The sequence below is a fragment of the Leucobacter viscericola genome, assembly GCF_011299575.1.
Classification (GTDB): Bacteria; Actinomycetota; Actinomycetes; order Actinomycetales; family Microbacteriaceae; genus Leucobacter; species Leucobacter viscericola.
On the sequence record NZ_CP049863.1, the window covers coordinates 3310397 to 3337384 of the forward strand.

Below are 26988 nucleotides of genomic sequence, written 5' to 3' on the forward strand. Positions count from 1 at the left end.
GTTAGTCGCGCGCCGCCGACCCCCACGCCTTTGACTCGCCCGCGGGCGCGATGGCCTGGGGGACGCCGAGTGGGTTGGTGTCTTGAAGTACCTCAGGTAGAAATGCCGCGGGGGCGCTCTGGTAGGCGACAGGACGCAGGAAGCGTGTGATCGCCGCGGTGCCGACCGAGGTGCTCGAGTCGTTGGTGGTTGCCGGCCACGGACCGCCGTGCTGCTGCGCGGGGGTGACGGCGACTCCCGTGGGCCAGCCGTTGAACAGCACACGACCCACCTGCTGGCTGAGCGCGTTCACGAGGACGCGGAGTTCGTTGGTGTTTGTGGAATCGCCGGAGCCTTCGGCATCACTGATGTGGAGGGTGCCGGTGAGGTTGCCCTCGAAGAACTCGCGCACTAGCGCTGCAAGATCCGTGCCAACAGGCGTCTCAACCACAATCGAGAGCGGGCCGAAGGCCTCATCGACGAGCGCTTCCTTGCTGGCTCGGAAGTCCGCGAGCGAAACGATGACGATGGTCGGGGTTGCCCAACCGTGCCCTGCCTCATCGAAGCGAATGCCGCCCTCGACAAGAGCCCGCACACCGGGGGCGGTGAGGATCGCGGTGCGGCGCTCCTCGTAACTGCGTGCAATGCGGGGGTCGAGAAGCCTGTGCTCGGAGGGCTCACCCGCGGCGGCCTGGATCGCAGCGGGGAGATCCGAATCTGCCGGTACAAACGCAAACCCGGGCTTGGTGCAGAGCTGGCCGGCGGACCCCGCAACGCTCGTGAGGTAGCCCGACGCGATATCGGTTGCGCGCTCGGCGATGACGTCGGCCGTGATGAAAACGGGATTCACCGAGCCGAGCTCACCAAAGAACGGGATTGGGGCGGGGCGCGAGGCCGCAATGTCTGCGAGGAGACGGCCGACACTGATCGAGCCGGTGAATGAACCGGCCTTGATGCGCGGATCCTTCAGCACTGCGACACCGGCCTCGCGACCGTGGATGAGCTGGAAAGTGCCAGCGGGCATTCCCGCCGCGGCCAAAGCGGCGGACGCGACCTCTGCGGTGGCGTCACTGAGCCGGGGGTGCCCGGAGTGCGCCTTCACAATGAGGGGACAACCAGCTGCGAGGATCGCGGCAGAGTCGCCGCCCATAACCGAGAACGCGAACGGGAAGTTTGAGGCGGAGAAATTGATGACGGGGCCGACTGGAATGTGGGTGCGACGGATGTCGGGGCGTACTCCGAGCGCGAAGTCGGCATCGGCGTAGTCGATGCGGGCGTCGAGGTATGAGCCATCGAGGATCGTTGTGGCAAAAAGGCGCAGCTGCACAGCGGTGCGGGTGACCTCGCCCGTGAGGCGCGCTTCAGTAAGACCGGTTTCTTCCATGCCGATCGCCACAAGCGCGGGTTTTGCGGCTTCGAGGGCGTCGGCGACCGCAACGAGCGCGGAAGCGCGAGCGCCGGGGGAGGTCGCCGCTAGGATGGCAGTCGCTGAGGCCGCGTTTGCGACGACGGTTTCGAGTTCGGGGGAGAGAGCTTCGACGGTCATATCTAGTTCCTTCGATCGAAATGGTGCCGATAGGCGCGTGGTAAAACTGTTGATTTCTTATGGTCTTTTCGTGAGATAACGACCGTGTAGATAAGAATTGTGTCCGATTCGTGACATTAAAATGGAAACACGTCAACTATACAATGTAATATTGCACATGGCGTCAGAGGTGATGTCGCACACTCTTCCCAAGATTCAACGAAGTATCCAGGAAAGGTAGAACATGTCCCTAAAACGATCAGCAACAGCCCGGAAATCTCACAGGTCGAGGCTCGTAGCGACCGGAGCAGTTGCCCTCTCAATCGGCCTCGCTCTCACGGGCTGCTCGGGTGGCCTCGCCAGCGGCGGGGACTCCGGTGACTCCGGCAAGGGCAACATCAAGCTCGGCATGCTCGCACCATTCTCCGGCTCTGAAGCAGCGTTCGGCGACTACATGAAGTTTGGTGCGCAGCTTGCCATCAACGAGGTCAACGCTGACGGTGGAGTTGACGGGCGCGACCTTGAGCTCGTCACCGAAGACGACGGTTGTGATCCCACCGCGGCGGTCGCGGCGGCGAACAAGCTTGTCACCGCGGGTGTGAAGGGCTCGGTCGGTGGATACTGCTCCGGGGCAACGCTGCCGACCCTGCCGATCTTTGCGGATGCCCAGGTACCGATGGTGATCCCCGCTGCGAACTCAAACGAGCTCGTCGGTCAGGGCGCCTTTATGATCAACGGCACCGGCACGCAGCAGGCTGAGTCTGCGGTGAAGTACATCAAGAAGGTTGGCGCAAAGTCGGTCGTGGTGATCGACGACAACACTGACTATTCGGTCGACCTCGCGGACTCCGTTGAGAAGCAGGCCGACGGCTTCAAAGTTGTGAAGCGCGAGTCGATCAACCCCAAGGAGAAGGACTTCTCCGCCAACGTAAACAGTGTGCTCTCGGCAAACCCCGACTTCGTCGTGTGGACGGGCTACTACCAGGCGGGTGGGCTTCTCATCAATCAGCTTCGTGGCGGTGGCTACGATGGGCCGATCCTGGTCGGTGACGGCTCTGTAGATGCGCAGCTCGCGGCAATCGCCGGACCGGATTCCATCAAGAACGTTGTTGGTACCTTCACCAGAACCCCCGACATGCTCGAGGGTGGCGACAAGTGGATCGCTGATTACAAGAAGGTCTCAAACGGTGCGGATCCGGGGCCGTACTCGATCCAGAGTTACGAAGCGGTCAAGACCCTCGCCGAGGCCTACAAAAATGCCGGTGGCACCGATTACGACGCGGTGGTGAAGGCGCTGAAGGATCTCAAGGACTTCCCGCTACTGACCGGAGATCTCACCTTTGCGGCTGACGGCTCTCGTGAGGGTGGCGGCTTCGTGATCGTCGAGCCCACGGGTGAAGACGGTGCCTTCGTGCTGAAGGACGATCTGAAGAGCTAGCGTGACGGGCCGCCCGGAGTTCGCTCCGGGCGGCCCGTTCCCAACTCTGCAACGTCCACTCGACAGCAAAGAGGCTTCACGATGTTCCAATTGATATGGAACGGGCTGTTCGTCGGCTCGTTCTACGCACTCGTCGCGCTCGGTTACAGCATGGTCTACGGCATCATCAAGCTGCTGAACTTCGCGCACGGCGACCTGTATATGCTCGGTTCGTTTCTCGCGTTTGTTGTGCTCGGCGGCATGACCGGCCTGTTTGGCCTCGGCTCGATCCCGATCCTTCTTCTTGTGCTACTCATCACGATGCTGCTCACCGGAGGCATCGGTGTGCTCATCGAGCGGGTTGCCTATCGACCGCTCCGCACGAGCCCGAGGCTTGCGGCACTTATTACCGCGGTTGGTGTCTCGTTCACCCTTGAGTACGCGGTGCGGCAGATCTTCGGTGCGAGCCCACTCGTCTTTCCGATCAGGCTGCAGGGCGCTCCCGTGGAGGTGTTCGGGGCGAGGATCACGATGCCACAGCTTGTGCTCATGCTGGTCGCCGCGATCCTCATGTTCCTGCTGCAGCGCTACGTGATGCACTCCCGCGAGGGGCGCGCGATGCGCGCGATTGCGCTGGACCAGAAAGCCTCCCTGCTAATGGGGGTCAATGTTAACAAGGTGATTTCACGCACGTTCTTTATTGGCTCGGCGCTCGCAGGTGCTGCTGGCGTGATGGCGGCGGCCTACTACGGCACCATCGACTTTCTGATGGGGTTTGTGATCGGGCTCAAGGCGTTCACCGCGGCGGTGATTGGCGGTATCGGCAATCTCTACGGGGCAATGCTCGGTGGGATCGTGCTCGGACTGCTCGAATCATTCGGCACTCACTTTCTCGGGGGCCAGTGGCGCGACGTGTTTGCGTTCGGGTTCCTGATCCTGTTCCTCGTCTTCAAACCGACCGGCATTCTCGGCGAACGCGTCGTGGAGAGGGTGTGACCATGTCTCAAACAAAAGCCCCGCGCTTGAAAGCGCCCCGGCCTACCATCGAGCGTCCGCCAGCTATTTCAGGGATCCTCGCGCCCGAGCGGTTCATGAAGCTGCTCGCGCTTGTGCTCTTTGTGGTCGCCGCGATCATTCCCTTTATCTCGGCGACGCCCTACATCATTTCGATTCTCACCTCGGCATTCATTTACATCGTGCTGGCCATGGGCCTCAACGTTGTGGTGGGTTATGCCGGTCTGCTCGACCTCGGCTACATCGCCTTTATGGCGGTCGGGGCATATACGAGCGGCATCCTCACAACCCAGTTCGGGTTGTCGATGCTTGAGACGATCCCGTTTGTGATCGTCGCGTGCATTCTTGCTGGCGTGATTATCGGCGGCCCGACGCTGCGGCTGCGCAGTGACTACCTCGCGATCGTGACGCTCGGCTTCGGTGAGATTATTCGCATCACCGCAAACAACCTCAAGATCACGGGTGGTCCGAGCGGCATCCACGGCATCCCGACCTGGTCGTTTTTCGGCTGGTCGTTCGCTGACGGTCTCGACATCGGAGGGATTCACTTCAACGCAAAGGTGCTGTTCTACTACTTCGTGTTGTTTGTGGGGATCGGCCTTGCTGTTGTCGCCGTCTCGCGTCTCGGCAAGGGCAAACTCGGGCGCGCATGGAAATCGGTGCGCGATGACGAGGACGTCAGCGAGGCGATGGGCATCAACGGCTACGCCACGAAGCTGCTCGCCTACATCATCGGTGCCGTCTGGGGCGGATTCGCGGGTACTCTCATGGCGAGTCACCTCTCGGCGATATCGCCCAACAGCTTCGAGTTTCTGTACTCTGCGCTCGTGCTAATGGCGGTGGTGCTCGGTGGCATGGGATCGACGCCGGGTGTGATTATCGGCGCGCTGTTTGTGTCCCTTGCCCCGGAGCTGCTCCGCGACTTCTCTGAGTGGCGGTACCTGATCTTCGGTGTGCTGCTGGTTGTTGCGATGATCTTCAGGCCCAAGGGAATCTGGCCCGCCAACGCGGTGCTGCCGTTCTTGAAGAAGCGCGAGATCCCGGGGGTCCCGCCGACCTCTGCGGTTTCCGTGGTCGGTGCATCGGATGAAGAAGTGTTCACGGATGAGGAGCGGCGATGAGTCAGACAGCTATTGCTACACCTTTACTCGAGGTGAAGGATCTCGCGGTCTCCTTCGGCGGCATCAAAGCGGTCGACGGCGTTACCTTCTCGGTGAGTGAGGGGGAGATCGTCTCGGTGATCGGACCGAACGGCGCGGGCAAAACGAGTGCTTTCAACTGCATCTCGGGCTTTTACCAGCCGAACCGCGGCTCGGTGACCTTTGGCGGTGAGTCGATTACGCGCCGCAAACCCTCGTACATTACGAAGCGCGGGATGGCGCGCACCTTTCAGAACGTGCGTCTCTTCGCCGAGATGACCGTGCTTGAGAACGTGAAAACGGCGATGCACTCCCACCTGCGGCAGAACTTTCTTGATGCGATGCTGCACACCCCGCGCTACAAACAGAGCGAGCGACAGTGCGATGAGGACGCGCGGGGCTGGCTCGACTTTGTGGGCTTCCGGGCCGACGACGAGTTGCTCGTCACGCAGCTTCCGTATGGCGAGCAGCGTCGCGTTGAGATCGCGCGAGCGCTCGCAACCCAGCCCCGGCTGCTATTGCTCGACGAACCAGGAGCGGGCCTCAACCACAGCGAAAAGAACGAGCTGATGGGGCTGATCCGCAAGATCCGCGATCTGGGGGTCGGGATCGTACTCATCGAGCACGACATGGGCCTTGTTATGGAGGTGTCGGAACGCATCGTCGTGCTGAACTACGGCAAGGAGATCGCTGACGGCACCCCTGAGCAGATCAAGCAGGATCCCGTTGTGATCGCGGCATACCTCGGGGAGGAAGAAGAATGAGCATGCTCAAACTGGAACACGTCGAGCTGTTCTACAACCGCGTGCACGCGCTGCGAGATTTGAGTCTCGAGGTCAACGAGGGCGAGATCGTTTCGCTGCTCGGCAACAACGGCGCCGGCAAAACCTCGACCCTCTCGATGATCTCGGGTCTCGTGCGGGCCAAGAGTGGAATCGCGAAGTGGGGAGATAAGGATCTCACCAAGCTGCAGCCCTGGGATTTGGTTGGAGCGGGTCTGCTGCACATTCCCGAGGGTCGACGTATCTTCTCCACGATGACCGTGCACGAGAATCTGCTGCTCGGCGGCTACCTGGTGAAGGATCAAAAGCTCATCAACCAGCGTGCGGATGAGGCCTACGCGCTCATGCCGCGTCTTGCCGAGCGCCGCGAGCAGCAGGGCGGCACGCTGTCCGGCGGCGAACAGCAGATGCTTGCGCTCGGGCGGGCGCTCGTCGGCGGGCCGAAGCTTCTGCTGCTCGACGAGCCCTCAATGGGTCTCGCGCCCCTCATCGTGAAGCAGGTCATGGAAATCATCACGGAGGTCAACAAACAGGGCACGACGATCCTGCTTGTTGAGCAAAACGCACGTGCCGCCCTGAAGATTGCCGACCGCGCCTACGTGCTGGAGTCAGGTCGCGTCACGATGCAGGGCTCCGCGGAGGAGCTTGCGGCCGATCCTCGAGTGATCGAGGCGTACCTGGGGGCGTAGGCGTTCGCGTCATTCTGCGCGAGCTTGCGAGTCGCAGAATCCAGGGGGAGATCCTGCGACTCGCTGGCGCTCGCGCAGGATGACGCGGTGGCTGGCGTTCACCGCAGGGGGCCTGAAGCTAGTCGTCGGCGAGCTCAGCCAGCGCGCCTAGCGGGATCGGCTGGGCTACCGGGCGCTTCGCAGAGGTGCTGAGTGAGGCTTGCGGGGCAGGATCGGCGGGCGCAGACAGGCACGACACCGCAAAACCGCACACTCGGCCCTGGCACCAGCCCATGCCCGCGCGGGTCACGCCCTTTTGCGTGCGCAGGTCTTCGGCGGCGAGCTCGGTGTTGGCTCTGTGTAGAGCGCCAGCGGGCACCTCTTCGCAACGACACACGACCGTGTCGTCGTGCAGGCGATCCTGCCAGCCAGCAGGCACAGGGTGGGCCCGGTGCATGGCATTGGCGAATGAGCGCTGGCGATTGACGGCTCTTCTTTCCTGCGCGGTGGGTGGACCGATCGCGGCCCTCATGGCCGCTGACCCCGCCGCGCGCCCCGCGATCCTGCCCTCGATCACCGCGAGCACGGCGCCCCCAACGCCCGTGAGTTCACCCGCCAAGAACAGGCCCGGAACTGATGACCGGCAGGCCTCGTCAACCACACCCACCAGTGAGCCGTCGGCGTCGACGCGGGTTTCGACGCCCAATTGCACGGGAAGCTCCATTTGCGGGGTGAAGCCCCAGCCGAGTCCGACCCCGTCGATTCCCTCGATGTCGCGCTCGCTGCCGGCAACAACCGCGCCGCGCGCGTCGACGCGGGCCGTGCGAACGGCTCGCACGCGATCCTCTCCGAGTATTTCGGTGATGACGGTGCGAACGCGGTACGGGATGCGGTGACGCAGGAATACTCGGGTGTATTCCAGACCCTCAATCGCTTTGGAAGGCACCCCCGCCGCGCGGTGGGCGCGGGGGAGCCAGCCGGTGAGGTTGGCCGATTCGCAGACCGCGGCGACCGTGCCGCCCGCCTGCACAATGTTTGCGGCGACGGGCAGCAGGAAGGGGCCAGTGCCCGCGATGACAAATCGCGACCCCGGCAGCATGCCGTTCTGTTTGACGAACGCCTGGATTCCGCCAGCCGCCATGACACCCGGCAGATCCCAGCCGGGGATCGGAAGCTGGCGGTCGTAGCCTCCCGTCGCCAGAATCAGCTTGGCCGCTCGTAACGAGGGAATGGCGGCCACACCAGCGCCGTGGCTCGGCGCGAGTTCGAGCGCAAACCGGCCATCACCGAGTTGCCGCGCGAACCAGACGCTTGTTGCGGGTACGTACCGGATCCGCCCCGAAGCCACGCCCGCGTCGAAGCTTGAGCGCAGCTGCAGATAGTCACTCCAGCCGTGGTGGAAGGCGCCGTCGTCAGCAACCCTCGCAGCCTCGGATCGGTGCCGCCAAAACTGACCGCCCGGTTGCTCGGCGGAGTCGATGACGGCGACACTCGCGCCCTGGGCGACCGCGGCGCTCGCCGCAGCGAGACCGGCTGGACCCGCGCCCACGATGGCCACGTCAACGTGCGGAGGAGTTTGTGGCTGTCGTATTTCGTTCACGGGTTTGTCTCCTTCTCCAGCGACGGTGACGGTGACGGTGACGGCGATGGCGTCTGCACAGGACGAATCTCCATGCCCTCCCGAAGCGGAATCATGCAGGCGCGCTGCCCGGATTCACCATCGATCTCAACGATGCAGTCGAAGCAGACACCGATGCCGCAGAAGAGCCCGCGCGGCTTGCCGTCGCGGGTCGTGCGCCAGGCGGGGCGACCACTCGCGAGCAGGGCCGCTGCGACGCTTGCCCCGGTTTCGGCAGTGATGGGTTCGCCGCAGAAACTGGCCTGAACCGGTGCTGCGGGAGCCGCAGCCTCGTCGAGTGGGTTCGGAGCTGGTGTGTCGTTCATACGGTGACCTCCTCGAATCGTTCGGGGCGAAACGGGCTCAGGGAAAGCTCGGGGGTCTCGCCAGCGAGCGCCTGCGCGAGCAGTTTTCCGGTGCCCGCGGCAAGTCCGATACCGGCACCCTCGTGGCCGCAGGCGTGCCACAGTCCGGGCGCCCGGGGGTCGGGGCCGATGACGGGCAGGTGATCGGGGCAGTACGGGCGAAAGCCGTGATAGTGGCGCAGGATCCGCGTGCGCTCAAGGAACGGGAATAGCTGGATCGCGTTGCGCGCAATAGTGCGCAGGGCCTCGGGGCTCACCGTGCCGTCGAAACCGACGCGTTCGCGGCTGGACCCGATGAGGATCGTGCCAGCAGGAGTGCCCTCGACCACTGGCGAGGCCTGCAGACCAGCATCGGAGCTGCCGACATTGTCGACGTACTCGGCCGCGTAGACCTTGTGGTGCACCATCGGGGGCAGCGGCTCGCTCACGAGCACAAAGCCGCGGCGCGGTTTGACGGGAACGTTGACACCCGCGAGGGCTGCGACCTCGCCCGCCCAGGTTCCCGTGGCGTTGACGATGTGGGCCGCAGAGAAATCGCCGTTGGGAGTGCGAACGCCGGTGATGCGGTCGCCGTCACTGGCGTGGATAAACCCGGTGACCGGGGTGCGAACCTCGAGGACGGCCCCGGCGAGGCGAGCGAGTCGCAGTAGTTCGGAGGCCGCGAGGATCGGCTGCACCTGACTGTCTTCGGGATAGTACGCGGCACCGAGTGCGCGTTCAGTGATGTGCGGTTCGAGCCCGCGCAGTTCGTCGGGGGACAGTGAATGGGACGTGATCCCGAACGATCGTTGTGCCGTAGAGAAGCGGTCGAGGGAAGCAAGGCTCGACTCCTTGGACGCAACAATGATGCCGCCCTTTGACTCGAACTCCCAGAGCGCGCCGTGCTCGGCGAGCTCGCCCTTCCAAAGACCAAGAGAAAACTGCGTGAGTTCCAACTCGGGCCCGAGTTCTTTGTCGGAAACGAGGATGTTGCCCTCGCAGCGGGAGGTGGTTCCACTCGCGGGAAGATCCCGCTCGATCACACGGACTGACAGCCCCGCCTGCACAGCAAAGTAGGCGGTTGCGGCTCCGATGATGCCGGAGCCTATAACGATCACGTCCGTGCTGGCTGTCATGTGGTCCTGTCTGATTCCTTGTCCAAGGAGGCCTGCACACCAGCCTCGGGAGTACCCGTCGCCCAAGACTTACGGGTGTGTGCGATGTGCTCGTGCATGAGCTGTTCGGCGGCCTCAGCGTCGCCCGAACGGAGCAGCTCAAGCAACTGCTGGTGCTCCTGCGCCGAGTGGGCGAGGAGCCCGTTCTCGGCGAGCGTCGCGATGCCGTACATGCGCGCCCTGAGGCGCAGTGAAGTCGCGAGATTGGCGAGCTGCTGGTTGCCTGACTGCAGCAACAGGAAGGCATGGAACTCGCGATCATCGCGGAGATACTCGACGAGGTCGCCGCGCTTGGCTGCCTGCTGGCAGGCCTCGGCCAGCTCAACAAGTTCCGCGTGAGTGCTGTCATCGATGTTGCCAACAACCATCTGCATAGCGGGCGGCTCGATCAGGCGGCGAAGCTGAGCGAGGTCGTCGAGATCGGAGTCGCTCATGGTGGTGACACGGAAGCCCTTGTTTTTGATCGTCTCGACCAGGCCCTCGCGCACCAGATCCATCATCGCCTCGCGAACGGGGGTCGCCGATACCCCGAGCGCCAGCCCAAGTGTTGGCGCGGAGACGAGCTCACCCTCAGCGATCTCACCGGTGATGATCGCCGTTCGCAGCTGCTCGAGAACAGTCTCACGCAGGTTGAGCGGTCGCGTGAGTGGCCGGAGCGGAGAGCTCTGGCCTTTGGGGGTGCTCGGTACTGCTGACATGGTGTCTCCTCAGGGCTCTCTTGTCACCGGCCTGAAGCTGACTGTCCTTTAGTGAACACCGCGGCCGCACAAATGAGATCTTCCCACGACATGCCTACTCCGGTATAGCAGGCAGGCCGACCGGGGGTGCGAACGAAGCCACCAGTGACGAGGTCCTTGAGGTTTGCCGGTGGACGGCGCTCCCAGTCCTCGTCGGAGAGCGCAGTGGAAAGGTTGCCGTTTTCAGCGCGGGCGGACTTGCGGCCCTCGACCACGATGTCGGCGCGCGACACCAGCGCATCATCGAGTTCGCGGTGGTCGAGCCCGTGTGTTCCGACGGCCGCGACGATGGCGGTGTCGCACACGAGTGAGCCGTCAAACAGGGGTGAAGTCGAGGTTGTGGTGCAGAGGATCACGTCCGCTTCGCGCACGGCGGCATCGCGGTCGGCTCCGCGATCCGTGATCTCGAGGTCGGGGAACTGCGCTCTGAGGCTTGCAACCCGCTCGGCGCTGCGTCCGATGACCGCGAATTCTGCGGAGGGAAAGAGCGCGTGCGCTGCCGCGATGTGCCCGGCAGCCTGAATCCCGGCTCCGAACACGAGCATCCGGGGTGCGTCGGGAAACGAATCGTCCATCGCGGCGATGCGGCTCACCGCGAGAAGCGTGACCGCGGGGGTGCGGATCGCCGTGAGGCTCGACCCCTCAAGCACCGCGGCGGGGGCGAGCGTGTCTGAAGAATACAGAATGTAGAGGCCCTGAATTTTTTCGAGGCCGCGCGCGGGGTTGTTGGGGGCGACCGTCAGAGCCTTGACGCCGCTGAAATCGTTGCCTTGCGCGGGCATGAGCAAAAACTCGCCGTCTGGTGCCGGGCTGAACAAGCGCGGCCCGTCTTCCTCGGGATTCACCCCGCCTTGCAGGCCCTCTTCGAGCGCGCGCACCGCACGGTCGTAGGGGAGCGCCGCGCGCACCTCGTCGGCGTTGAAGTACGGGAGGTTGTTCACAGCAGGAATCCCTTCGGGAACGGGTCGGACGGGTCGAGAAAGTACTGCGCCGTACCGGTAAGCCAGGCGCGCCCGGTGATGGCGGGAATGACCGCCGGTTTTCCGGCGACCTCGGTCTCTGAGAGTAGTCGACCTGTGAAGCGGGAGCCGATGTAGGACTCGTTGATGAAGTCTGTCTCGAGCGGCAGCAGGCCCCGCGCGTGAAGCTGTGCCATGCGGGCGCTCGTGCCCGTGCCGCAGGGGGAGCGGTCGAACCAGCCGGGATAGATTGCCATGGCGTGCCGCGAGCGCTCGGCCGTGGAACCCGGTGCCTGCAGGTAGACGTGGTGGCAGCCGCGGATATCGGGCCGCTCGGGGTGGACCGGTTCATCGGCCTTGTTGATGGCGTCCATGATGGCGAGCCCGGCCCCCAGCAGCTCGTTCTTGTTGGCGCGATCCTCACGCCACTCGATGCCGAGTTTTTCGAGCTCCACGATGGCGTAGAAGTTGCCACCGAAGGCGAGGTCGTATGAGACGGTGCCGATCCCCGGCACTTCCACCTCTGCGTCGAGGCGCTCTGCATACGACGGAACATTGACGATGGTGACCTGCTCGGCGCGGCCGTCGCGCACGGCGACTTCCGCGACAACGAGTCCCGCGGGGGTGTCGAGCCGGATCGTGGTGACGGGCTCGATGACCTCGACCATGCCCGTTTCAACGAGCACCGTAGCGACGCCGATCGTGCCGTGTCCGCACATCGGCAGGCAGCCGGAAACCTCAATGTAGAGCACGCCCCAGTCGGCGTCGGGCCGCGTTGGCGGCTGCAGAATGGCGCCGCTCATTGAAGCGTGACCCCGCGGCTCGAACATGAGCAGCTGCCGAATCTCGTCGCTGTTCTCCATGAACCAGGTGCGCCGCTGCGCAATGGTGTCGCCGGGAAAGACGCCAACGCCGCCCGTAATGACGCGGGTGGGCATGCCTTCGGTGTGGGAATCAACCGCGTGAAAAACCCGTGAAGTGCGCATGAGTGCTCCTGGGTGGGCTGGAACGTGTGTTGTGGGTGGGAACAGGGGTGAGGATCAGCAGGTACCGATCCTCACCCCCTGAGATTACTTGCCGTAGCCCTTGGCTACCGCGGCCTTGGTGTCGGCAACAATCTTGTCGGCGATAGCCTGCGGCAGGGGGAGACGCGGTGGGCGGCACGCGCCGCCCTTGCGGCCGAGAACATCCATCGAGAGCTTGATGGCCTCGACAAACTCGACCTTTGAGTCCCAGCGCAGCAGCGAGTGGAGATCGCGGTAGATCTCTTGCGCGCGCACCAGGTCTTGCGCGCGCACCAGGTCTTGCGCGTTGCCCGAGGTGCACAGGTTGTAGAGCTCGATGCACGACTGGGGGATCGCGTTGGGGTAACCGGAGACCCAGCCGACTGCGCCCGCGAGGCCAACCTCGAGCACGGTGTCGTCGGTGCCGATGAGGATGTCGATGTCGGGAGCGAGCTCTTTGATCTCGTAGATGCGGCGGGGATCGCCGGAGAACTCCTTGACGCCCACCATGTTGCCAGCCGCGTGGATCTCGGCAATGAGATCGGGCACGAGGTCGACCTTGGTGTCGATGGGGTTGTTGTAACCGACGATCGGTAGGCCCACCTTGCCGACGGTGGCGTAGTGATCCTTCACCTGTTCGCGGTTCGCGCGGTAGGTGTTTGGGGGGAGCAGCATGACACACTGCGCACCGGCTTCTGCTGCCTGCTCTGCCCAGTGCGCGGACTGTAGCGCGCCGTAGGCGCCGACACCCGCCATGACGGTGAAGCCCTCGGGGGCAGCGTCGACGGCGGTCTTGACGACCTGCGCGCGCTCTGCCTCGCTGAGGTTCTGGTATTCGCCGAGCGATCCGTTCGGTGCGACCCCGTCGCAGCCGTTCTCTGCGAGCCATGCGACGTGCTCGCCGAAGGCATCGAAATCGACGGAGAGATCGTCGTTGAAGGGGAGGGCGGTGGCGACGATGACTCCGTGCCAGGGCTTCTTCTCGGTCATGAACGGGCCTTTCGATGAGTGTGTTTGAGGGGTTGAAAGTTTAATAAGGTGTGACATTGCACAATGTAGCACCTTGGTGGAGTGTCGGCAAGATGCTGGGGAGATTGTGGGTATTTGGGGTTAGGGAGTGGGTTTGGGGTGGAAGTGGGGCTGGAGTGGAGGTGGAGGCTGGTGGTGGAGGTAGAGGTGGAGTTTGGTGGTGGAAGTGGGTCTGGTAGGACGGCGCCGCGTTTGCCGGCCGGTGCTCACAAGTCAGCCGGTTCACAACGCCAATTTCGGTCCGGTTGGTGTGCCAGTACCGGCTGGCATGCGCGGGGAGGGGATCTGGGAGGGGACCTGGGAAGGGGTCTGGGAAGGGGTCTGGGGAGGAGCCTGGGAGGGGTGGGGAAACTACCCGGTGCTGGTGAATACTTCAATGCAATGTAATATGGCACATGCCACCACGTTGACCCCCGGATATCACCACGTGAACCCCCGGTGTTTTGCTGGTGTTGCGATGCCTTCCGGCGTCGTGAACGAGATTCAAAGGAGATACTCGATGACACAACGACGACTTTTGCCAATTGCCGCGGCGGCGGCCGCGTTTGCCCTGGTGCTCTCAGGCTGTGCGAGCGGCGGCGGATCCGCTGCGGATGCCTCAGGAGAACCGCAGAAAGGTGGGGTGCTCAAGGTGCTCGCCAACGGCGACGCCGACCACATTGATCCTCAGCTCACCGCCTACGTGCCCTCGGAGAGTGTGGTCCGTTCGATCTCGCGCTCGATCCTCAGCTACACCGCCTCGAACGACGAGGCCGAGCGTACCAAACTGCAGCCAGACCTTGCGAAAGAGGTGCCAACTCCGAGCAAGGACGGCCTCACCTACGAGATCAAGCTGCGCGACGACGCGACCTGGGATGCTCCCGATGGCGCGCGTCCCATCGTCTCGGGTGACGTTGCCCGCGGCATCAAGCGCATCTGCAACCCCCACATCGCCTCGGCGCTTGGCAGCTACTTCATCAACCTCATCGAGGGCATGGACGAGTTCTGCACCGGCTTCGCCGCGGTGAAGCCCGAGGTCGGACCCATGAAGGACTACATCGAGTCTCACGACATCTCGGGCATTCAGACCCCCGACGACCAAACGGTCATCTTCAAACTCGTTGAGCCCGCCTCAGACTTCACCTCGATGCTGAGCCTGCCAAACGCGAACCCGGCTCCAGTCGAGGTGCTCGACTACCTGCCCGACTCTCCCGAATACAAGAGCCACTTCATTGCCTCGGGCCCGTACACGATCTCCTCGTACACCCCCGACGTGAAGCTCACCCTCGAGCGCAACAAGTCGTGGAAGGCCGACAGTGATCCCCTTCGTAAGGCCTACGTCGACAGCATCGAGATGACGATGGGCGTTGAGGGAGACGCGGCCATGCAGCAGCTGCAAGCTGGATCTGCCGACGCACTCTTTGACCTGCAGCCGAGCCCCGCGAACATTCAGCAGCTGACCGCGGCGAACGACAAGAAGTTCACGACCATGGAGAACGGCGGCATTGACCAGTTCCTGTGGATCAACACGAAGACCACAAATAACGCCAGCGCGCTGCAGAAGCCCGAGGTGCGCGAGGCGCTGCAGTACGCGATCGACAAGCCAGCGGTTGTGCAGGTGATGGGTGGCGAAGACATCGCGACCGTCACAAACGGCATCTTTGGCCCCGGCATCAACGGCTACGAGAAGTTCGCACCCTACGGCGACGGCAGCGGCAAGGCTGATCCCGAGAAAGCGAAGGAGCTGCTCGCAAAAGCCGGAGTTACCAACCTCACCCTGAAGTTTCCCTACCGCAACCTGGGCACGCAGCCAGATATTGCGCAGACCGTGCAGGCGAGCCTCGAAAAGGCGGGAATCAAGGTTGAGCTGTTCCCCGTGCCGCCGACGGACTACTACGCCAACTTCATGACGAACCCCGAGAACGCCAAGAGCGGTGCCTGGGACGTTGCCCTTGTCGGCTGGTCACCCGACTGGGTTGGCGGCGCCGCGCGAAGTGTCTTCCAGCCACAGTTCTTCTTCGACGGCACACCGCAGTCGTACAACTACGTCGATTACAACAACGCGGAGGCCAGCAAGCTCGCGGGTGAGGCGCTCGCCGCTGACACCCCCGAAGAAGCGGGCAAGCTCTGGCACCAGGTCGACGAGACCGTCATGAAAGACTCGCCGATTGTCAGTATCGTGGCGCGCAAGAAGGCAAACTACCACTCTGATCGTGTCCAGAACTTCCAGATCTACGCCCTCGCCCAGAACGGCGACTGGACCAACATCTGGCTGAAGCAGTAACCATGTCGCTCCTACAAGTGCGGGATCTGGTGGTCGATATTCCGACCGAGGACGGCCCGGTGCACGCGGTCAAAAACGTCTCCTTCGACATTCGGGAGGGCGAGTTCTTCGGAATCGTTGGTGAGTCGGGATCGGGAAAATCGGTGCTGGTGCAGTCGGCGATGGGGCTCGTCCCTGCGGCAAAGACCACGGGGGAGGTGCTCTTCCGTGGTGAGAATCTGCTCACGCTGGGCAGCGAACAGCTGCGACGCAAGCGCGGCAAAGAAATCAGCATGATCTTTCAGGATCCGCTGTCGAGTCTGCACCCGCAGTACACGATCGGCTGGCAGATCGTCGAGCAGATTCGCGCCCACGAGAGGGCGTCGAAGCAGGCCGCCAAGGCCAGGGCCATTGAACTCCTCACAAAGGTTCATATCCCTGACCCTGCGAGCCGCTTCGACGCCTACCCGCACCAGTTCTCCGGCGGTATGCGCCAGCGCGTCATGATTGCGATGAGCCTGTCGCTCGGTCCCTCGCTGATTATCGCCGACGAGCCGACCACCGCGCTCGACTCGACGGTGCAGGCGCAGATCCTCGACCTGCTCGCAGAGATGCAGCAGGAATCGGGCGCGACGGTGCTGATGATCAGCCACGATCTCGGCGTAATGGCGAGTGTGGCTGACCGGGTGATGGTCATGTACCAGGGCAATCGCATGGAGCTGGGTGAGAGCGCCGAGGTGTTTTCGAATCCGCAGGATCCCTACACGATGAGTTTGATCGACTCGTCGTCGTTCAGTATGGATTCGCGGCCGGTCATCTCGGTGGCCGACGAGGCCCCTGCCGACAACATTGTCGAAGTTAGCGATATCTCACTCTCGTTCAAGCAGAAGCGGGGCGAGGATCGCACAGTGCTCGACCACATCTCACTCGATGTGCGCCGGGGTGAAACCCTGGGACTCGTTGGCGAGAGCGGCTGCGGCAAGACCACACTCGCTCGCACCATCGCCGGGCTGATTGCGCCGTCGAGCGGCCGCGTCTCGTTTGATGGCCGCGACATCTCAGAGACCACGGGCCGCGCCTGGCGCGAGCAGCGCAAAAAGGTGCAGGTGGTGTTTCAAGATCCCTTCGGGTCCCTCAACCCAAAGCGACGTGTCGGCTCGATCGTCGGTGATCCCTTCCGCATTCACGGGGTGGCAAGCGGAAAGGATCGCCAGCGCCGGGTGCAGGAACTGCTTGAGCAGGTCGGGCTCGATCCTGAGCACTACAACCGGTTCCCGTCGCAGTTCTCGGGCGGCCAGCGCCAGCGCATTGGCATTGCCCGCGCGATTGCACTGAATCCCGAGCTCGTGATTCTCGACGAGCCCGTGTCGGCGCTCGACGTCACGGTGCAGGCTCAGGTGCTTGGGCTGCTCGACCGGCTGCAAAAGGAGCTCGGTCTTACGTACCTCTTCATCTCGCACGATCTAGCGGTGGTGCGGCACATGTGCGACCGGATCGCCGTGATGGAGGGCGGGCGCATTATTGAGCTCGGTGATCCCGAATCGATGTATCGGTCACCGCAGCAACCCTTTACGAAGAAGCTCCTCGCTGCGGCCTATCTCGATTTGCCGGAGCGAGTCACCGAGGAGGTGGCGCGATGACCCCGAAGACTGCGCTCAAAACCACCCGGATTCTGACACCGGGCATGGCTGCAAAACAGGCCGTCGGGATCAAGGCGCGCGGATCGTGGCAGTTGACCATGCGGCGCCTGTCAAAGGATCCGGCGAGCATCGCCTCGGCGCTCGTGATCCTGTTCGCGATTCTCTTCGCGATCGGGGCGCCGCTGATTGCTCAGTGGACCGGGCACGGCCCGACCGAGCAGTTCCGCGAGACCGGGCTGTCGTCCGCGGGCATCCCGGTGGGGCCAAACGCCGAGTTTTTGCTCGGCACCGACCAGCTAGGGCGTGACATTCTCGTGAGGCTCGCCTATGGCACTCGCATCTCGTTGCTCGTGGGTGTGGTCGCCTCGCTGGCGGCCTCCGCGATCGGCGTCATTATCGGCACGATCGCTGGATTCTTCAGCGGCGTGACCGACACGATCCTGAGCCGCGTGATCGACCTCGTGATGAGCGTGCCGTTTTTGCTCGTTGCGATCGCTCTCGTATCGGTGCTCGGGCCGAGCCTGGGCCTATCGATCGTGGTGATTGTGTTCTTCAGCTGGTCGGGGCTCGCGCGAGTGATTCGCGGCCAGGTGCTCGCCCTGCGCGAGCGCGAGTTTATTGAGGCCGCACGCTCGCTGGGGGAGTCGCGGTTCTCCATGATGTATCGCGACGTGCTGCCGAACCTCGTTGTGCCGATCATCGTCTACACAACACTGATGATCCCCGCGGCGATTGTGTTCGAGGCGACACTCTCGTTCCTCGGGCTCGGCATCGTGCCGCCGACACCCAGCTGGGGCAACATGCTCGCGGACGCGGCAAACGGCTCCATGTATCTCGTTGCACCCTGGATGGTGTTGGTTCCGGGTCTCGCGTTGCTCGCGCTGACGCTCGCCTTCAACCTACTCGGGGACGGCCTGCGAGACGCGCTTGATCCAACTTCAGTGAGAGGAGCGAAAGCATGACTCGGTTCTTCCTGTCACGACTCGCCTTTGGGGCGCTCGTGCTGTTTTTGCTCAGCGTGTTTGTGTTTGTGCTGTTCTACGTGTCGCCGTCTGACCCCGCGCGCATCATCGCCGGTGACAAGGCGACCGAAGAACTCATGGCGCAAATTCGCGTGAACCTCGGCCTCGATAAGTCGATGATCGAGCAGTTCGGCATCTTCATCGGTAACCTGCTGCAGGGCAACCTCGGCTATTCCTACCGCACGAACATGCCGGTGGGCGATCTCATCGTGAACCGCATTCCGATCACGATGTCGCTCGTGTTTGGCGCCGTTATCATCTGGCTCGCCATCGGTATCCCGATCGGTATCTCGTCGGCGAAGCGCCCGGGCAGCCTGCGCGACCGACTCGGTCAAGGCTTTGCGATTGTCGGCATCAGCTTCCCGACGTTTGTGCTCGGCATGATCGCGCTCTACACGCTCTACTTTTTGCCAACGAAGGTCGGGATCACACTCTTCCCGCCGTCGGGGTACGTGCCGTTTACGCAGGATCCGCTGCAGTGGGCCTGGCACCTTGTGCTGCCGTGGATCACGCTCGCCCTCGTGATCGCGGCGGTGTACGCGCGATTGACCCGCGGGCAGATGCTCGAGGTGTTGGGTCAGGACTACATTCGCACCGCGCGTGCGAAGGGACTCACCGAGCGGCGGGTCATCTACGTGCACGCGTTCCGCAGCGCCATGCCGCCACTCGTCACCCAGCTCGGCATCGACATCGGTATGCTGCTGGGCGGAGTGATTGTTATCGAGCAGGTGTTTGGCCTGAACGGAATCGGCTCGCTGGCCGTGACCAGCGTTGCGATGCAGGATCGGCCCGTGATTATCGCGATTGTGCTGCTCGGTGGCCTGTTTGTGGTGGTGTCGAACCTGGTTGTTGACATGCTGTACGCCCTGTTGGATTCGAGAGTAAGGACCGCGCGACGATGAATGACACTTGGTACCCGGTTGGCGAACAGCTTGTGGCGCGTGACCTGTGGGTTGAAACTCCCCTCGACTGGTCTCAGCCCGACGGAGAGACCATTCGTGTGTTCGCGCGCGAGGTTATCGACGCGACGAAGCAGGGCGAGGATCTTCCGCTGCTCGTGTTTTTGCAGGGTGGTCCCGGTGGCAAGTCACCCCGTCCGCTCGGGGCAGACAGCTGGATCGCGAGCGCCGTGAAGCGCTTCCGCGTGATCCTGCCAGATCAGCGTGGCACCGGGCGGTCGACGCCGCTGTCGACTTCTGATTTTGCGTCGATGCCCGCCGAGGAAGGTGCCCGTCGGCTCGCACTGCACCGCGCCGACTCGATCGTGCGCGACTTCGAAGCGCTGCGCGAGAAGCACTTCTCCGGACGCCAGTGGTGGACGCTCGGGCAGAGCTACGGCGGGTTCTTGACGCTGCAGTACCTCTCGCACTTTCCGCAGTCGGTCGTCGCTTCGGCGATCACGGGCGGCATCCCGAGCCTCGATCCCGATCCCGCTGTTGTGTACTCGCGCACCTTCCCGCGCATCGCGGAGAAGAACCGTGTGTTCCGCGCGAGGCATCCGCAGTTGACCTCGCGGATCGACCGGGTCGCTGATCTGTTGGCCTCGACCGATGTGCGATTGCCCTCGGGTGACCGCCTCACCGTGCGCCGCCTGCAGCTGCTCGGGCTCGATTTTGGCATGAAGCCGGGGTTCGATCGTGTGCACTGGATTTTCGACGAGGCGTTTGCGGACGAGGCCGAGACCCGGCTCAGCGATGTGTTTCTTGCCGAAGTCGAGGCGGCCACTAGCTTTGCGACGAACCCGCTGTTCATCGCGCTGCAGGAGGCGATCTATGGTCCCGGGCCGTCGGCGTGGGCCGCGCAGCGAGAGCGAGATGGGCACTTCGAGTTCGCGGAGGACGCCAGGCCGTTAAACTTCACGGGCGAGACCGTGTTTCCGTGGATGTTCTCGGAGATCTCGCCGCTGCAGGGCTTCCAAGCCGCGGTCGAACATCTGGCCGCGCACGAGCAGCCGATTGATCTATACGATGCTGCCGTGCTCGCCCGCAACGAGGTGCCGGTTGAGGCGGCGGTCTACTACGACGATATGTATGTCGACGCTCAGCTCTCACTCGAGACGGCTGGCCGGGTGGCCGGGCTGCACGCCTGGGTGACCAACGAGTTTGAGCACGATGGCCTGCGCCTGGGCGATGTCGCTGAGCGCCTCTTCGCCGCGCTCGAGGTGCGCCTCGGCGGCACGAAGCGCTCGCGCGACTGACCCCACCGTCATGCTGCGCGAGCCTGCGAGTCGCAGGATCTTCCACGAGATTCTGCGACTCGCAGGCTCGCGCAGAATGACACAGCGGCTATCGCTAATCCAAAACCCCCGAACGGAGAACACAAACATGTCCCTGCAACACGACGACCACCCGCTGACCGGACTCGCACGAGAGGTGCGGGTCGTCGACTGGGAGTCGAGCATTCCGATGTCGCGTGCGGTACGCCGCGATCCCCGCATGCCGCGGCTTGCCGAAGTGCCGGGCTTCACGAACTGGATCCAGCAGGGCTGGGGCGACGCGGATCGCACGCCTCGACTTGAAGAGGGCGCTGTTGCTGCCGCGGCGGCGCACCGCAGGCGACTCTCTGAATCGCTTCCTGGCAAGACCATCGTGGTCACCGCGGGACGCGCCCAGCTGCGCGTGGGGGACACCTTTTTTGAGTTCCGCGCCGACAGCGACTTCCTGTGGCTGGCCGGTCACTCGGTTGAAGACGGGGTGCTGGTCATGAACCCGGTCGCGGGCGGGCACGACGCGACGCTCTATCTCACGCCTCCCGCGCGGCCCGGAGACGATGCGTTCCACGCCGACGCGAACCACGGCGAGCTTTGGGTTGGGCCGATCCCGGGGCTTTCGGAACTTGAAACTGCGCTCCAGCTGCGCACCGCGCCGATCTCGCAGCTGACGGTTGGTGAGGACGCGCTCGTGGCCGGTGCAGCGGTCGTCGGCACGGGCGCGGGCCGCGCGCTCGATGGACGCCCGCGATCCGCGACCCTTGCCCGCGTGCTCTCGGAACTGCGCGCGTTTAAGGACGAGTGGGAGATTGCCGAGCTGCGCAAGGCCGTGTTGGCTACCGCTGAGGGCTTCGCTCAGGTGCGGCGTGAGATCCCGACTGCCGTTGAGAGCGGCGGCGAGCGCTGGCTGCAGGGCACGTTTGACCGCTGGGCTCGCACCGCTGGCAACGGCCCCGGCTACGCCAGCATCGTGGGAGCCGGTGCGCACGCACCGATCCTGCACTGGGTGCGTGCGGACGGGGAGATTCGCGGTGATGAACTGCTGCTGCTCGACATGGGAGTTGAGAACCGCAGCGGCTACACGGCCGACGTGACTCGTACGATCCCGGCATCGGGCCGGTTCAGTACCGAGCAGCGCGCGGTGCACGACCTTGTTGAGAAGTCACATCGTGCGGGGCTCGCGGCTGTCAGCCCGGGTCGGCTGTGGGCAGACTTCCACGCGGCCTGCATGGAGGTTATCGCGCAGGGGCTCCACGACTGGGGCATGCTGCCGGTCTCGGTTGATGAGGCTCTCTCGCCCGAGGGCCAGCAGCACCGTCGCTACATCGTGTGTGGGGTGGGCCACCACCTCGGTCTCGACGTGCACGACTGCGAGTCGTCGCGCTACGAGACGTACCTCGGCGGCACGATTCAGTCGGGCATGGCGCTGACGGTTGAGCCGGGCCTGTACTTCCACGCGTGGGACGAGACCGTGCCGCCCGAGCTGCGCGGCGTCGGCGTGCGCATCGAGGACGACCTTGTGGTGACCTCGGACGGCATCGACGTGCTGAGCGACGTGCTGCCGATCGATGCGGATGGGCTTGAGGCGTGGATGGATCAGGTCTCGCGCTAGCTCGCTGAGGTGGCGGGGGTCCGCTGAACCGGCCCCGCTGAACCCGGAGCCCTGTCGAACCCGGCCCCCGAACCCGGGGCAAGGAAACTAACCTGAGGCAAAGTAACTGTCGCGTTGGTTTCCTTGCCTCTGGTTAGGATCCTTGCCGAACGTTCGGTCCTTGTGGAGACTGGGGTACAAGGTCAGGGGTCCTGGAGCATGGCTACTGGACCTCGGCGCCTACCGCAGCACGAACCCCTCTGCGACGGGGTCGCTTGGATCGAGCACAAAGCGGTGCTCACCGGTCTGAAACGCTGCACCCGTCACGAACGGTGTGACGAGCGATTCGCTATCGGCACCCACTCCAGCCGGTTCCCAACGCGCGTGAAACACCGTGCCGACAATCGAGTGGTGCTCCAGCGTCTGTGAAGACGTGAGTGTGTCATCGTCGGCGAGCAGCGCAACCCTCGCGCCAGTGCCGGATCCGCACGGCGACCGGTCGACCTCGCCATCGGCGAAGACCGTTACGTTGCGTTGCCTTGGACCCTCGGGCCCGGCACCCAGGTCGTCCCACAGAATCGTGCCGTAGACCCCCGAGAGCCGGGGGTCGGCTGCGTGTTGCGCCTCGGGAGCCTCATTGAGCGCCCACTTCACCTCGCGACCAACTGCGATCAACTCGGTGTAGTGGTCAGGATCAACGGAAAGCCCCACATCGGCTGCCCGCACCGAGGCGTAGATCGCCCCGCTAAAACTCAGATCCGCAAGCACTCGGCCTCGGCTCGTCTCGACCGGCACCGAGCGAGTAATCACGTGCGAGGCAACATTGCGGAACGTCGCGCTGACTAGCTTCCCGTTGCGGCGCTCGACCTGAGCCGCGACACGACCGGATGGCACGTCGATCCTGACCTCGGTCACACCATCGGGATCACTCTCGACCAAACCCGTGTCGGTTGCCCACACACCGAGCGCGATCGTGCCGTGCCCGCAGGCGGTTGAGAAGCCGTCCTTGTGCCAGAACAGCACACCGAAGTGGGCCCCTTCGTCGTCCGGCGGCACGATGAAGCCACCGTACATGTCGGCGTGACCACGCGGCTCGTTGCAGAGCAAACGACGGATCCGATCGGCACCCGCGGCGTCAGCGATTGCGGCGACGCGGCGCTCTGCGACGGTCGCACCCGGCGGCACCGGTGAGTCGGCGTGCGCGATGCGGAAGGGTTCGCCCGCCGTGTGGTAATCGGTCGTGCGAATCCAGGACGCTGTCGACGAACCCTCCGCGCTCACTAGATCACACCATCACTCAGGTGATTCGGCGTACCGAATCGATGGGCCGTGATCGACACTGCCTGCTCGCGCAGGTGCGGCAGCATCTCGACGCGGCCCGCCGAGACAACCGGGCCGCCGTAGACCGCGATGTCGGGCTTGCCGCCGGATGCCTCGTAGGTCGCCTGAACGACCTCCTCGCGAGACTCCCCGCCGACGATACGAACGCGAGCCCCTGCGGTTGGCCCCTGGCGCTTAGCGAGGGCGGCAACGCGTGAGGACCACGCGGCATCGTCCTCAAAGTGGATCGCAACACCAGCAGCCTCAAATGCGGTGAGCACGGCCTGGGGGAGCGCAACCGGCAGGCTCAGTACGGGCGACGATCCCGCGGCAACACCCGCGGCAACCGCACGGACCACGTGAGCCGGTGTGGCATCTGCTGTTGCACGGATCACCGCCTGGGTCGGCAGGTACCGCAGCACGTTGCGCTCGATCCCGAGCCCCGAAGCGTCGCGGTGCACACCGAACTCCTGCTCCCACGCCGCAGCGTCAGAGCCGAGGGCGGCCCGCAGCCACTCCAATGACTCGCTCGGCAGCTCAGCCTGCTGCGCTGCGCGCAAGAGCGGGGCAGCGGCCGGCATCGGTGCACGAGAATCAGCAGCAACCGGGGCGTCCGTCCATGAGCCGAGCCCAAAGAGATAGCTGGGACCGCCGGCCTTGGTGCCCGCGCCGATCGCCGACTTCTTCCAGCCGCCGAACGGCTGGCGGCGCACGATAGCACCCGTGATGCCGCGGTTGACGTAGAGGTTGCCTGCCTCGATGCGCGAGAGCCACAGCTTGAGCTCATCGCGGTCGAGGGAGTGCAGGCCGCTCGTCAGGCCGTAGTCGATCTCGTTGACCATGTCGATCGCCTCGTCGAGTGTCGACGCGGTCATGATGCCCAGGATCGGCCCGAAGTACTCCGTGAGGTGGTACTCGCTGCCGCGACGCACACCCTCGCGAACGCCGGGAGTCCACAGTTTCGAGGCCCCCGAAGCGTCGCGGGCGAGCGGATGATCGCTATCAACCGCGCCCGGCTTGACCATCCAGGTCTGCCCCGGCTCAAGCGTAGTGAGGCCTCGCTGCAGTTTGCCGGATGGCGCCGCGATCATCGGGCCCATCTGGCTGGTCAGCTGATCGGGCGTGCCGATATTGAGCGAGCGCACCGCGTCGAGCAGCTGCCCCCGGAACCGCTTCGACTGCGCAACCGAACCCACAAGAATCACGAGTGACGCGGCGGAGCACTTTTGCCCGGCGTGCCCAAATGCTGACTGCGCGACGTCGCGCGCGGCGAGGTCGAAGTCGGCGTTGGGAGTCACGATGATGGCGTTTTTGCCGCTGGTTTCGGCGAGAATCGGCAGGTCCTGGCGCAGGCCGCGGAACGTTTCTGCCGTTTCGTAGGCGCCGGTCAGGATCAGCCGGTCGATCCGGGGGTCAGCGACAAGGGCTGAACCGAGCGCACGATCCGCAAACTGCACCATCTGCAGCACGTCTCGGGGTACTCCGGCCTCCCACAGCGCTTCGACCATGACAGCACCGGATCGGGCAGCCCGGGTCGCGGGCTTGATGATGACGCTGGATCCCGCCGCGAGCGCTGCGAGGGCGCCCCCGGCAGGAATAGCAACGGGGAAGTTCCACGGCGGAATCACCGCGGTGAGGTTCTGCGGCACAAACTCAGCACCGTCGACCTGTTCAAGCGCCTGGCCGAGTGCGGCGTAGAAGTGCGCGAAGTCGATGGCCTCTGAAACCTCGGGATCACCCTGGTCGAGGGTCTTGCCGCACTCCGACCCCATGACCTCAAGCAGTGCGGCTCGGCGTGCTTCCATCCGCTCGCCCGCGCGGTGCAGGATCCGCGCGCGTTCGTCGGCGCCGAGGGCCTGCCATCCGGCAGCCGCCGCGCGGCCGCGCTCAATTGCGGCTTCGAGGTTGGCCTCGCTCGTCACGAGCGCAGCCTCGACGGTCGCCTTGCCCAGCTGCGAGTTCACCATGCGGTCTGCGATACCGCGACCCCACTCGCGGTTGCCGGGCAGGTCAGGATCGGTGTCCGGTGTGTTCTCAAACCCGGTGATGCCCGCGGCTACCCTTGCAGCGACCCTGTCGTCGGCGCTGTCTGCCCGCGAAACGCGGCGATCCTGTGTGCGCTGCGGAGCGGGAACGCTGAAGTGCTCGGGATCGCCGTCGGCGGTGATGGCCTCAAGAGCGGCGAGCGAGGCGAGGAAGCGATCCTTCTCCCGCTCGAACAGCGCGGAGTTGTCGTTGAGCTCGAAGACGGCCGACATGAAGTTCTCGTGGCTTGCCCCCTCTTCGAGGCGGCGGATCAGGTAAGCGATCGCAACATCGAACTCCTGCGGGTGCACAACCGGCACGTAGAGCAGCAGCCCGCCGACCTCACGCCGCACGGCCTCGGCCTGACCCGTGGCCATGCCGAGCAGCATCTCGAACTCGATTCCGCTCTGGGCGCCGCGGGCCTTCGCGAGCAGCCAGGCCAGCGCGACATCGAAGAGGTTGTGACCGGCGACGCCGATCCTGACGTTCTGCACACGCTCGGGGTGCAGAGCGTAGTCAAGCACGGCCTTGTAACCCGTGTCAGACTCTTGCTTTGATCCCCAGGTCGCCGCCTCCCAGCCGTGGATTGTCGCCTCGACCAGCTCCATCGGCAGGTTCGCGCCCTTCACAACGCGTACCTTGATGGGCGCTCCGCCGCGCGCGACGCGGGCCGCCGACCACTCCTGCAGGCGCATCATCGCGCTGAGGGCGTCGGGCAGGTAGGCCTGCAGCACGATGCCAGCCTCAAGATCAAGAAACTCGGGGCGGTCAAGGATGCTCATGAACACGGCGAGCGTGAGGTCGAGGTCCTTGTACTCTTCCATGTCGAGGTTGATGAACTTGCGCGGCGACGCGGCAGCGGCCCGCTCGAAGAGGGGGAGAAGGTGCTGCTCGATCTCGACAACGGCCTCATCGAAGGCCCAGTGATTGTGCGGCGCAACGGTCGACGAGACCTTGATCGACACGTAATCGACGTCATCGCGAGAGAGGAGTTTGTGGGTGCCCTCGATGCGGCGCTCGGCCTCGGACTTGCCCAGGATTGCTTCGCCGAGCAGGTTGATGTTGAGGCTCACACCGTCGCGCTTGATCTTGGCGATGGCCGGGCCCAGTTTTGCATCGCTCGCGTCGATGATGAGGTGGCTGACGAGCTCGCGTAGCACCCGACGTGCCACCGGCACAACGACACCCGAGAGGGGTTTCGCGAGCGCACCACCGAGCGCCATGCCGCCTCGCATGTACGAGGGCAAAAACTTGGGGGTGAGCGGTGTGAGCTCACCGAGTCGCTTCGCTGCGACGCTGAGGTCTTCTGGACGCACCACACCGTCAACGAAGCCGACGGCAAAATCGAGGCCGTTCGGGTCGCGCAGCAGACCCGCGAGGCGTTCCGCCGAGGGGTCGGCTGGCACCTGCGCGGCCTCGGCGAGCCAGCGGCGTACGAGGGTGATTGCTTCATCCGCGAGTTGTTGGGGGCGGACGTCAGTTGTGGCCACGATTACCTCGCTCGTTCGGTTGTTCATGTCACCAGTTTCACTCGTTGCAAGAATGAAGT

At 64.2% G+C, this 26988-nt stretch carries 21 protein-coding genes; 11 read left to right on the forward strand and 10 right to left on the reverse strand.

Annotation, left to right across the window (positions count from 1 at the left end):
• Nucleotide 1: 1 nt before the first annotated feature.
• Nucleotides 2-1579: an aldehyde dehydrogenase (NADP(+)) gene (locus G7068_RS14505; RefSeq protein WP_280116222.1), complete on the reverse strand. Its 1578-nt coding sequence runs from the start codon at nucleotides 1577-1579 to the stop codon at nucleotides 2-4.
• Between the two features lie 169 nt (nucleotides 1580-1748).
• On the opposite strand from G7068_RS14505, the gene G7068_RS14510 reads away from it, so the two are divergent.
• From G7068_RS14510 to G7068_RS14530, 5 genes are all read left to right on the forward strand, one after another.
• Nucleotides 1749-2942, forward strand: coding sequence for a branched-chain amino acid ABC transporter substrate-binding protein (locus tag G7068_RS14510; RefSeq protein ID WP_166292614.1), 1194 nt, complete (start codon nucleotides 1749-1751; stop codon nucleotides 2940-2942).
• An 81-nt stretch (nucleotides 2943-3023) separates the two neighbouring features.
• A complete protein-coding gene (locus G7068_RS14515; protein WP_166292615.1) occupies nucleotides 3024-3917 on the forward strand; it encodes a branched-chain amino acid ABC transporter permease in 894 nt (297 codons plus the stop codon).
• A gap of 2 nt (nucleotides 3918-3919) precedes the next feature.
• On the forward strand, nucleotides 3920-5056 hold the full coding sequence (locus G7068_RS14520) for a branched-chain amino acid ABC transporter permease (RefSeq protein WP_166292616.1): 1137 nt from the start codon (nucleotides 3920-3922) through the stop codon (nucleotides 5054-5056).
• Nucleotides 5053-5838: an ABC transporter ATP-binding protein gene (locus G7068_RS14525; protein WP_166292617.1), complete on the forward strand. Its 786-nt coding sequence runs from the start codon at nucleotides 5053-5055 to the stop codon at nucleotides 5836-5838. Before G7068_RS14520 ends, G7068_RS14525 begins: the two co-directional genes overlap by 4 nt.
• Complete coding sequence (locus G7068_RS14530; RefSeq protein ID WP_166292618.1) at nucleotides 5835-6545, forward strand: ABC transporter ATP-binding protein; 711 nt, start codon at nucleotides 5835-5837, stop codon at nucleotides 6543-6545. The genes G7068_RS14525 and G7068_RS14530 overlap by 4 nt, the downstream gene beginning before the upstream one ends.
• A 118-nt stretch (nucleotides 6546-6663) precedes the next feature.
• Here G7068_RS14530 and G7068_RS14535 read toward each other — a convergent pair whose 3' ends face one another.
• From G7068_RS14535 to G7068_RS14565, 7 genes are all read right to left on the reverse strand, one after another.
• Nucleotides 6664-8124: an NAD(P)/FAD-dependent oxidoreductase gene (locus G7068_RS14535; protein ID WP_244304532.1), complete on the reverse strand. Its 1461-nt coding sequence runs from the start codon at nucleotides 8122-8124 to the stop codon at nucleotides 6664-6666.
• Nucleotides 8121-8468 carry a (2Fe-2S)-binding protein gene (locus G7068_RS14540; protein ID WP_166292619.1) on the reverse strand — a complete coding sequence of 116 codons (348 nt, stop codon included), beginning with the start codon at nucleotides 8466-8468 and terminating at the stop codon, nucleotides 8121-8123. The genes G7068_RS14535 and G7068_RS14540 overlap by 4 nt, the downstream gene beginning before the upstream one ends.
• Entirely contained in the window at nucleotides 8465-9622 is a 1158-nt protein-coding gene (locus G7068_RS14545) for an NAD(P)/FAD-dependent oxidoreductase (RefSeq protein WP_166292620.1), read from the reverse strand. Before G7068_RS14545 ends, G7068_RS14540 begins: the two co-directional genes overlap by 4 nt.
• Nucleotides 9619-10359, reverse strand: coding sequence for a GntR family transcriptional regulator (locus G7068_RS14550; RefSeq protein WP_166292621.1), 741 nt, complete (start codon nucleotides 10357-10359; stop codon nucleotides 9619-9621). The genes G7068_RS14545 and G7068_RS14550 overlap by 4 nt, the downstream gene beginning before the upstream one ends.
• A 23-nt stretch (nucleotides 10360-10382) precedes the next feature.
• Nucleotides 10383-11339, reverse strand: coding sequence for an ornithine cyclodeaminase family protein (locus G7068_RS14555; protein ID WP_166292622.1), 957 nt, complete (start codon nucleotides 11337-11339; stop codon nucleotides 10383-10385).
• The gene (locus tag G7068_RS14560) at nucleotides 11336-12343 is read right to left on the reverse strand and encodes a proline racemase family protein (protein WP_166292623.1); all 1008 of its coding nucleotides are present in this window, start codon (nucleotides 12341-12343) and stop codon (nucleotides 11336-11338) included. The genes G7068_RS14555 and G7068_RS14560 overlap by 4 nt, the downstream gene beginning before the upstream one ends.
• 84 nt (nucleotides 12344-12427) lie before the next feature.
• Complete coding sequence (locus G7068_RS14565; protein ID WP_166292624.1) at nucleotides 12428-13351, reverse strand: dihydrodipicolinate synthase family protein; 924 nt, start codon at nucleotides 13349-13351, stop codon at nucleotides 12428-12430.
• A gap of 538 nt (nucleotides 13352-13889) precedes the next feature.
• Between G7068_RS14565 and G7068_RS14570 the strand changes: the two genes are divergently transcribed.
• From G7068_RS14570 to G7068_RS14595, 6 genes are all read left to right on the forward strand, one after another.
• Nucleotides 13890-15653, forward strand: a complete 1764-nt coding sequence (locus G7068_RS14570; protein WP_166292625.1) for an ABC transporter substrate-binding protein — start codon at nucleotides 13890-13892, stop codon at nucleotides 15651-15653.
• A gap of 2 nt (nucleotides 15654-15655) precedes the next feature.
• Nucleotides 15656-17272: an ABC transporter ATP-binding protein gene (locus G7068_RS14575; RefSeq protein ID WP_166292626.1), complete on the forward strand. Its 1617-nt coding sequence runs from the start codon at nucleotides 15656-15658 to the stop codon at nucleotides 17270-17272.
• Nucleotides 17269-18234 (forward strand): ABC transporter permease, encoded by a 966-nt coding sequence (locus G7068_RS14580; RefSeq protein WP_244304534.1) that lies wholly within the window; start codon nucleotides 17269-17271, stop codon nucleotides 18232-18234. Before G7068_RS14575 ends, G7068_RS14580 begins: the two co-directional genes overlap by 4 nt.
• Complete coding sequence (locus G7068_RS14585; protein ID WP_166292627.1) at nucleotides 18231-19196, forward strand: ABC transporter permease; 966 nt, start codon at nucleotides 18231-18233, stop codon at nucleotides 19194-19196. The genes G7068_RS14580 and G7068_RS14585 overlap by 4 nt, the downstream gene beginning before the upstream one ends.
• Nucleotides 19193-20491, forward strand: coding sequence for an alpha/beta fold hydrolase (locus G7068_RS14590; protein ID WP_166292628.1), 1299 nt, complete (start codon nucleotides 19193-19195; stop codon nucleotides 20489-20491). The genes G7068_RS14585 and G7068_RS14590 overlap by 4 nt, the downstream gene beginning before the upstream one ends.
• A gap of 127 nt (nucleotides 20492-20618) precedes the next feature.
• Entirely contained in the window at nucleotides 20619-22115 is a 1497-nt protein-coding gene (locus G7068_RS14595) for an aminopeptidase P family protein (protein WP_244304536.1), read from the forward strand.
• 219 nt (nucleotides 22116-22334) lie between these two features.
• Here G7068_RS14595 and G7068_RS14600 read toward each other — a convergent pair whose 3' ends face one another.
• A complete protein-coding gene (locus G7068_RS14600; protein WP_205881312.1) occupies nucleotides 22335-23375 on the reverse strand; it encodes a proline racemase family protein in 1041 nt (346 codons plus the stop codon).
• A complete protein-coding gene (locus G7068_RS14605; RefSeq protein WP_166292629.1) occupies nucleotides 23375-26956 on the reverse strand; it encodes a bifunctional proline dehydrogenase/L-glutamate gamma-semialdehyde dehydrogenase in 3582 nt (1193 codons plus the stop codon). Before G7068_RS14605 ends, G7068_RS14600 begins: the two co-directional genes overlap by 1 nt.
• Nucleotides 26957-26988 lie beyond the last annotated feature (32 nt).

What these genes read in the sequence shown, in the direction of transcription:
- G7068_RS14510 (WP_166292614.1), top strand. Translation starts at nt 1,749, where the DNA reads ATGTCCCTAAAACGATCAGCAACAGCCCGGAAATCTCACAGGTCGAGG.
- G7068_RS14515 (WP_166292615.1), top strand. Translation starts at nt 3,024, where the DNA reads ATGTTCCAATTGATATGGAACGGGCTGTTCGTCGGCTCGTTCTACGCA.
- G7068_RS14520 (WP_166292616.1), top strand. Translation starts at nt 3,920, where the DNA reads ATGTCTCAAACAAAAGCCCCGCGCTTGAAAGCGCCCCGGCCTACCATC.
- G7068_RS14525 (WP_166292617.1), top strand. Translation starts at nt 5,053, where the DNA reads ATGAGTCAGACAGCTATTGCTACACCTTTACTCGAGGTGAAGGATCTC.
- G7068_RS14530 (WP_166292618.1), top strand. Translation starts at nt 5,835, where the DNA reads ATGAGCATGCTCAAACTGGAACACGTCGAGCTGTTCTACAACCGCGTG.
- G7068_RS14540 (WP_166292619.1), bottom strand. Translation starts at nt 8,468, where the DNA reads ATGAACGACACACCAGCTCCGAACCCACTCGACGAGGCTGCGGCTCCC.
- G7068_RS14545 (WP_166292620.1), bottom strand. Translation starts at nt 9,622, where the DNA reads ATGACAGCCAGCACGGACGTGATCGTTATAGGCTCCGGCATCATCGGA.
- G7068_RS14550 (WP_166292621.1), bottom strand. Translation starts at nt 10,359, where the DNA reads ATGTCAGCAGTACCGAGCACCCCCAAAGGCCAGAGCTCTCCGCTCCGG.
- G7068_RS14560 (WP_166292623.1), bottom strand. Translation starts at nt 12,343, where the DNA reads ATGCGCACTTCACGGGTTTTTCACGCGGTTGATTCCCACACCGAAGGC.
- G7068_RS14565 (WP_166292624.1), bottom strand. Translation starts at nt 13,351, where the DNA reads ATGACCGAGAAGAAGCCCTGGCACGGAGTCATCGTCGCCACCGCCCTC.
- G7068_RS14570 (WP_166292625.1), top strand. Translation starts at nt 13,890, where the DNA reads ATGACACAACGACGACTTTTGCCAATTGCCGCGGCGGCGGCCGCGTTT.
- G7068_RS14575 (WP_166292626.1), top strand. Translation starts at nt 15,656, where the DNA reads ATGTCGCTCCTACAAGTGCGGGATCTGGTGGTCGATATTCCGACCGAG.
- G7068_RS14580 (WP_244304534.1), top strand. Translation starts at nt 17,269, where the DNA reads ATGACCCCGAAGACTGCGCTCAAAACCACCCGGATTCTGACACCGGGC.
- G7068_RS14585 (WP_166292627.1), top strand. Translation starts at nt 18,231, where the DNA reads ATGACTCGGTTCTTCCTGTCACGACTCGCCTTTGGGGCGCTCGTGCTG.
- G7068_RS14590 (WP_166292628.1), top strand. Translation starts at nt 19,193, where the DNA reads ATGAATGACACTTGGTACCCGGTTGGCGAACAGCTTGTGGCGCGTGAC.
- G7068_RS14595 (WP_244304536.1), top strand. Translation starts at nt 20,619, where the DNA reads ATGTCCCTGCAACACGACGACCACCCGCTGACCGGACTCGCACGAGAG.
- G7068_RS14605 (WP_166292629.1), bottom strand. Translation starts at nt 26,956, where the DNA reads ATGAACAACCGAACGAGCGAGGTAATCGTGGCCACAACTGACGTCCGC.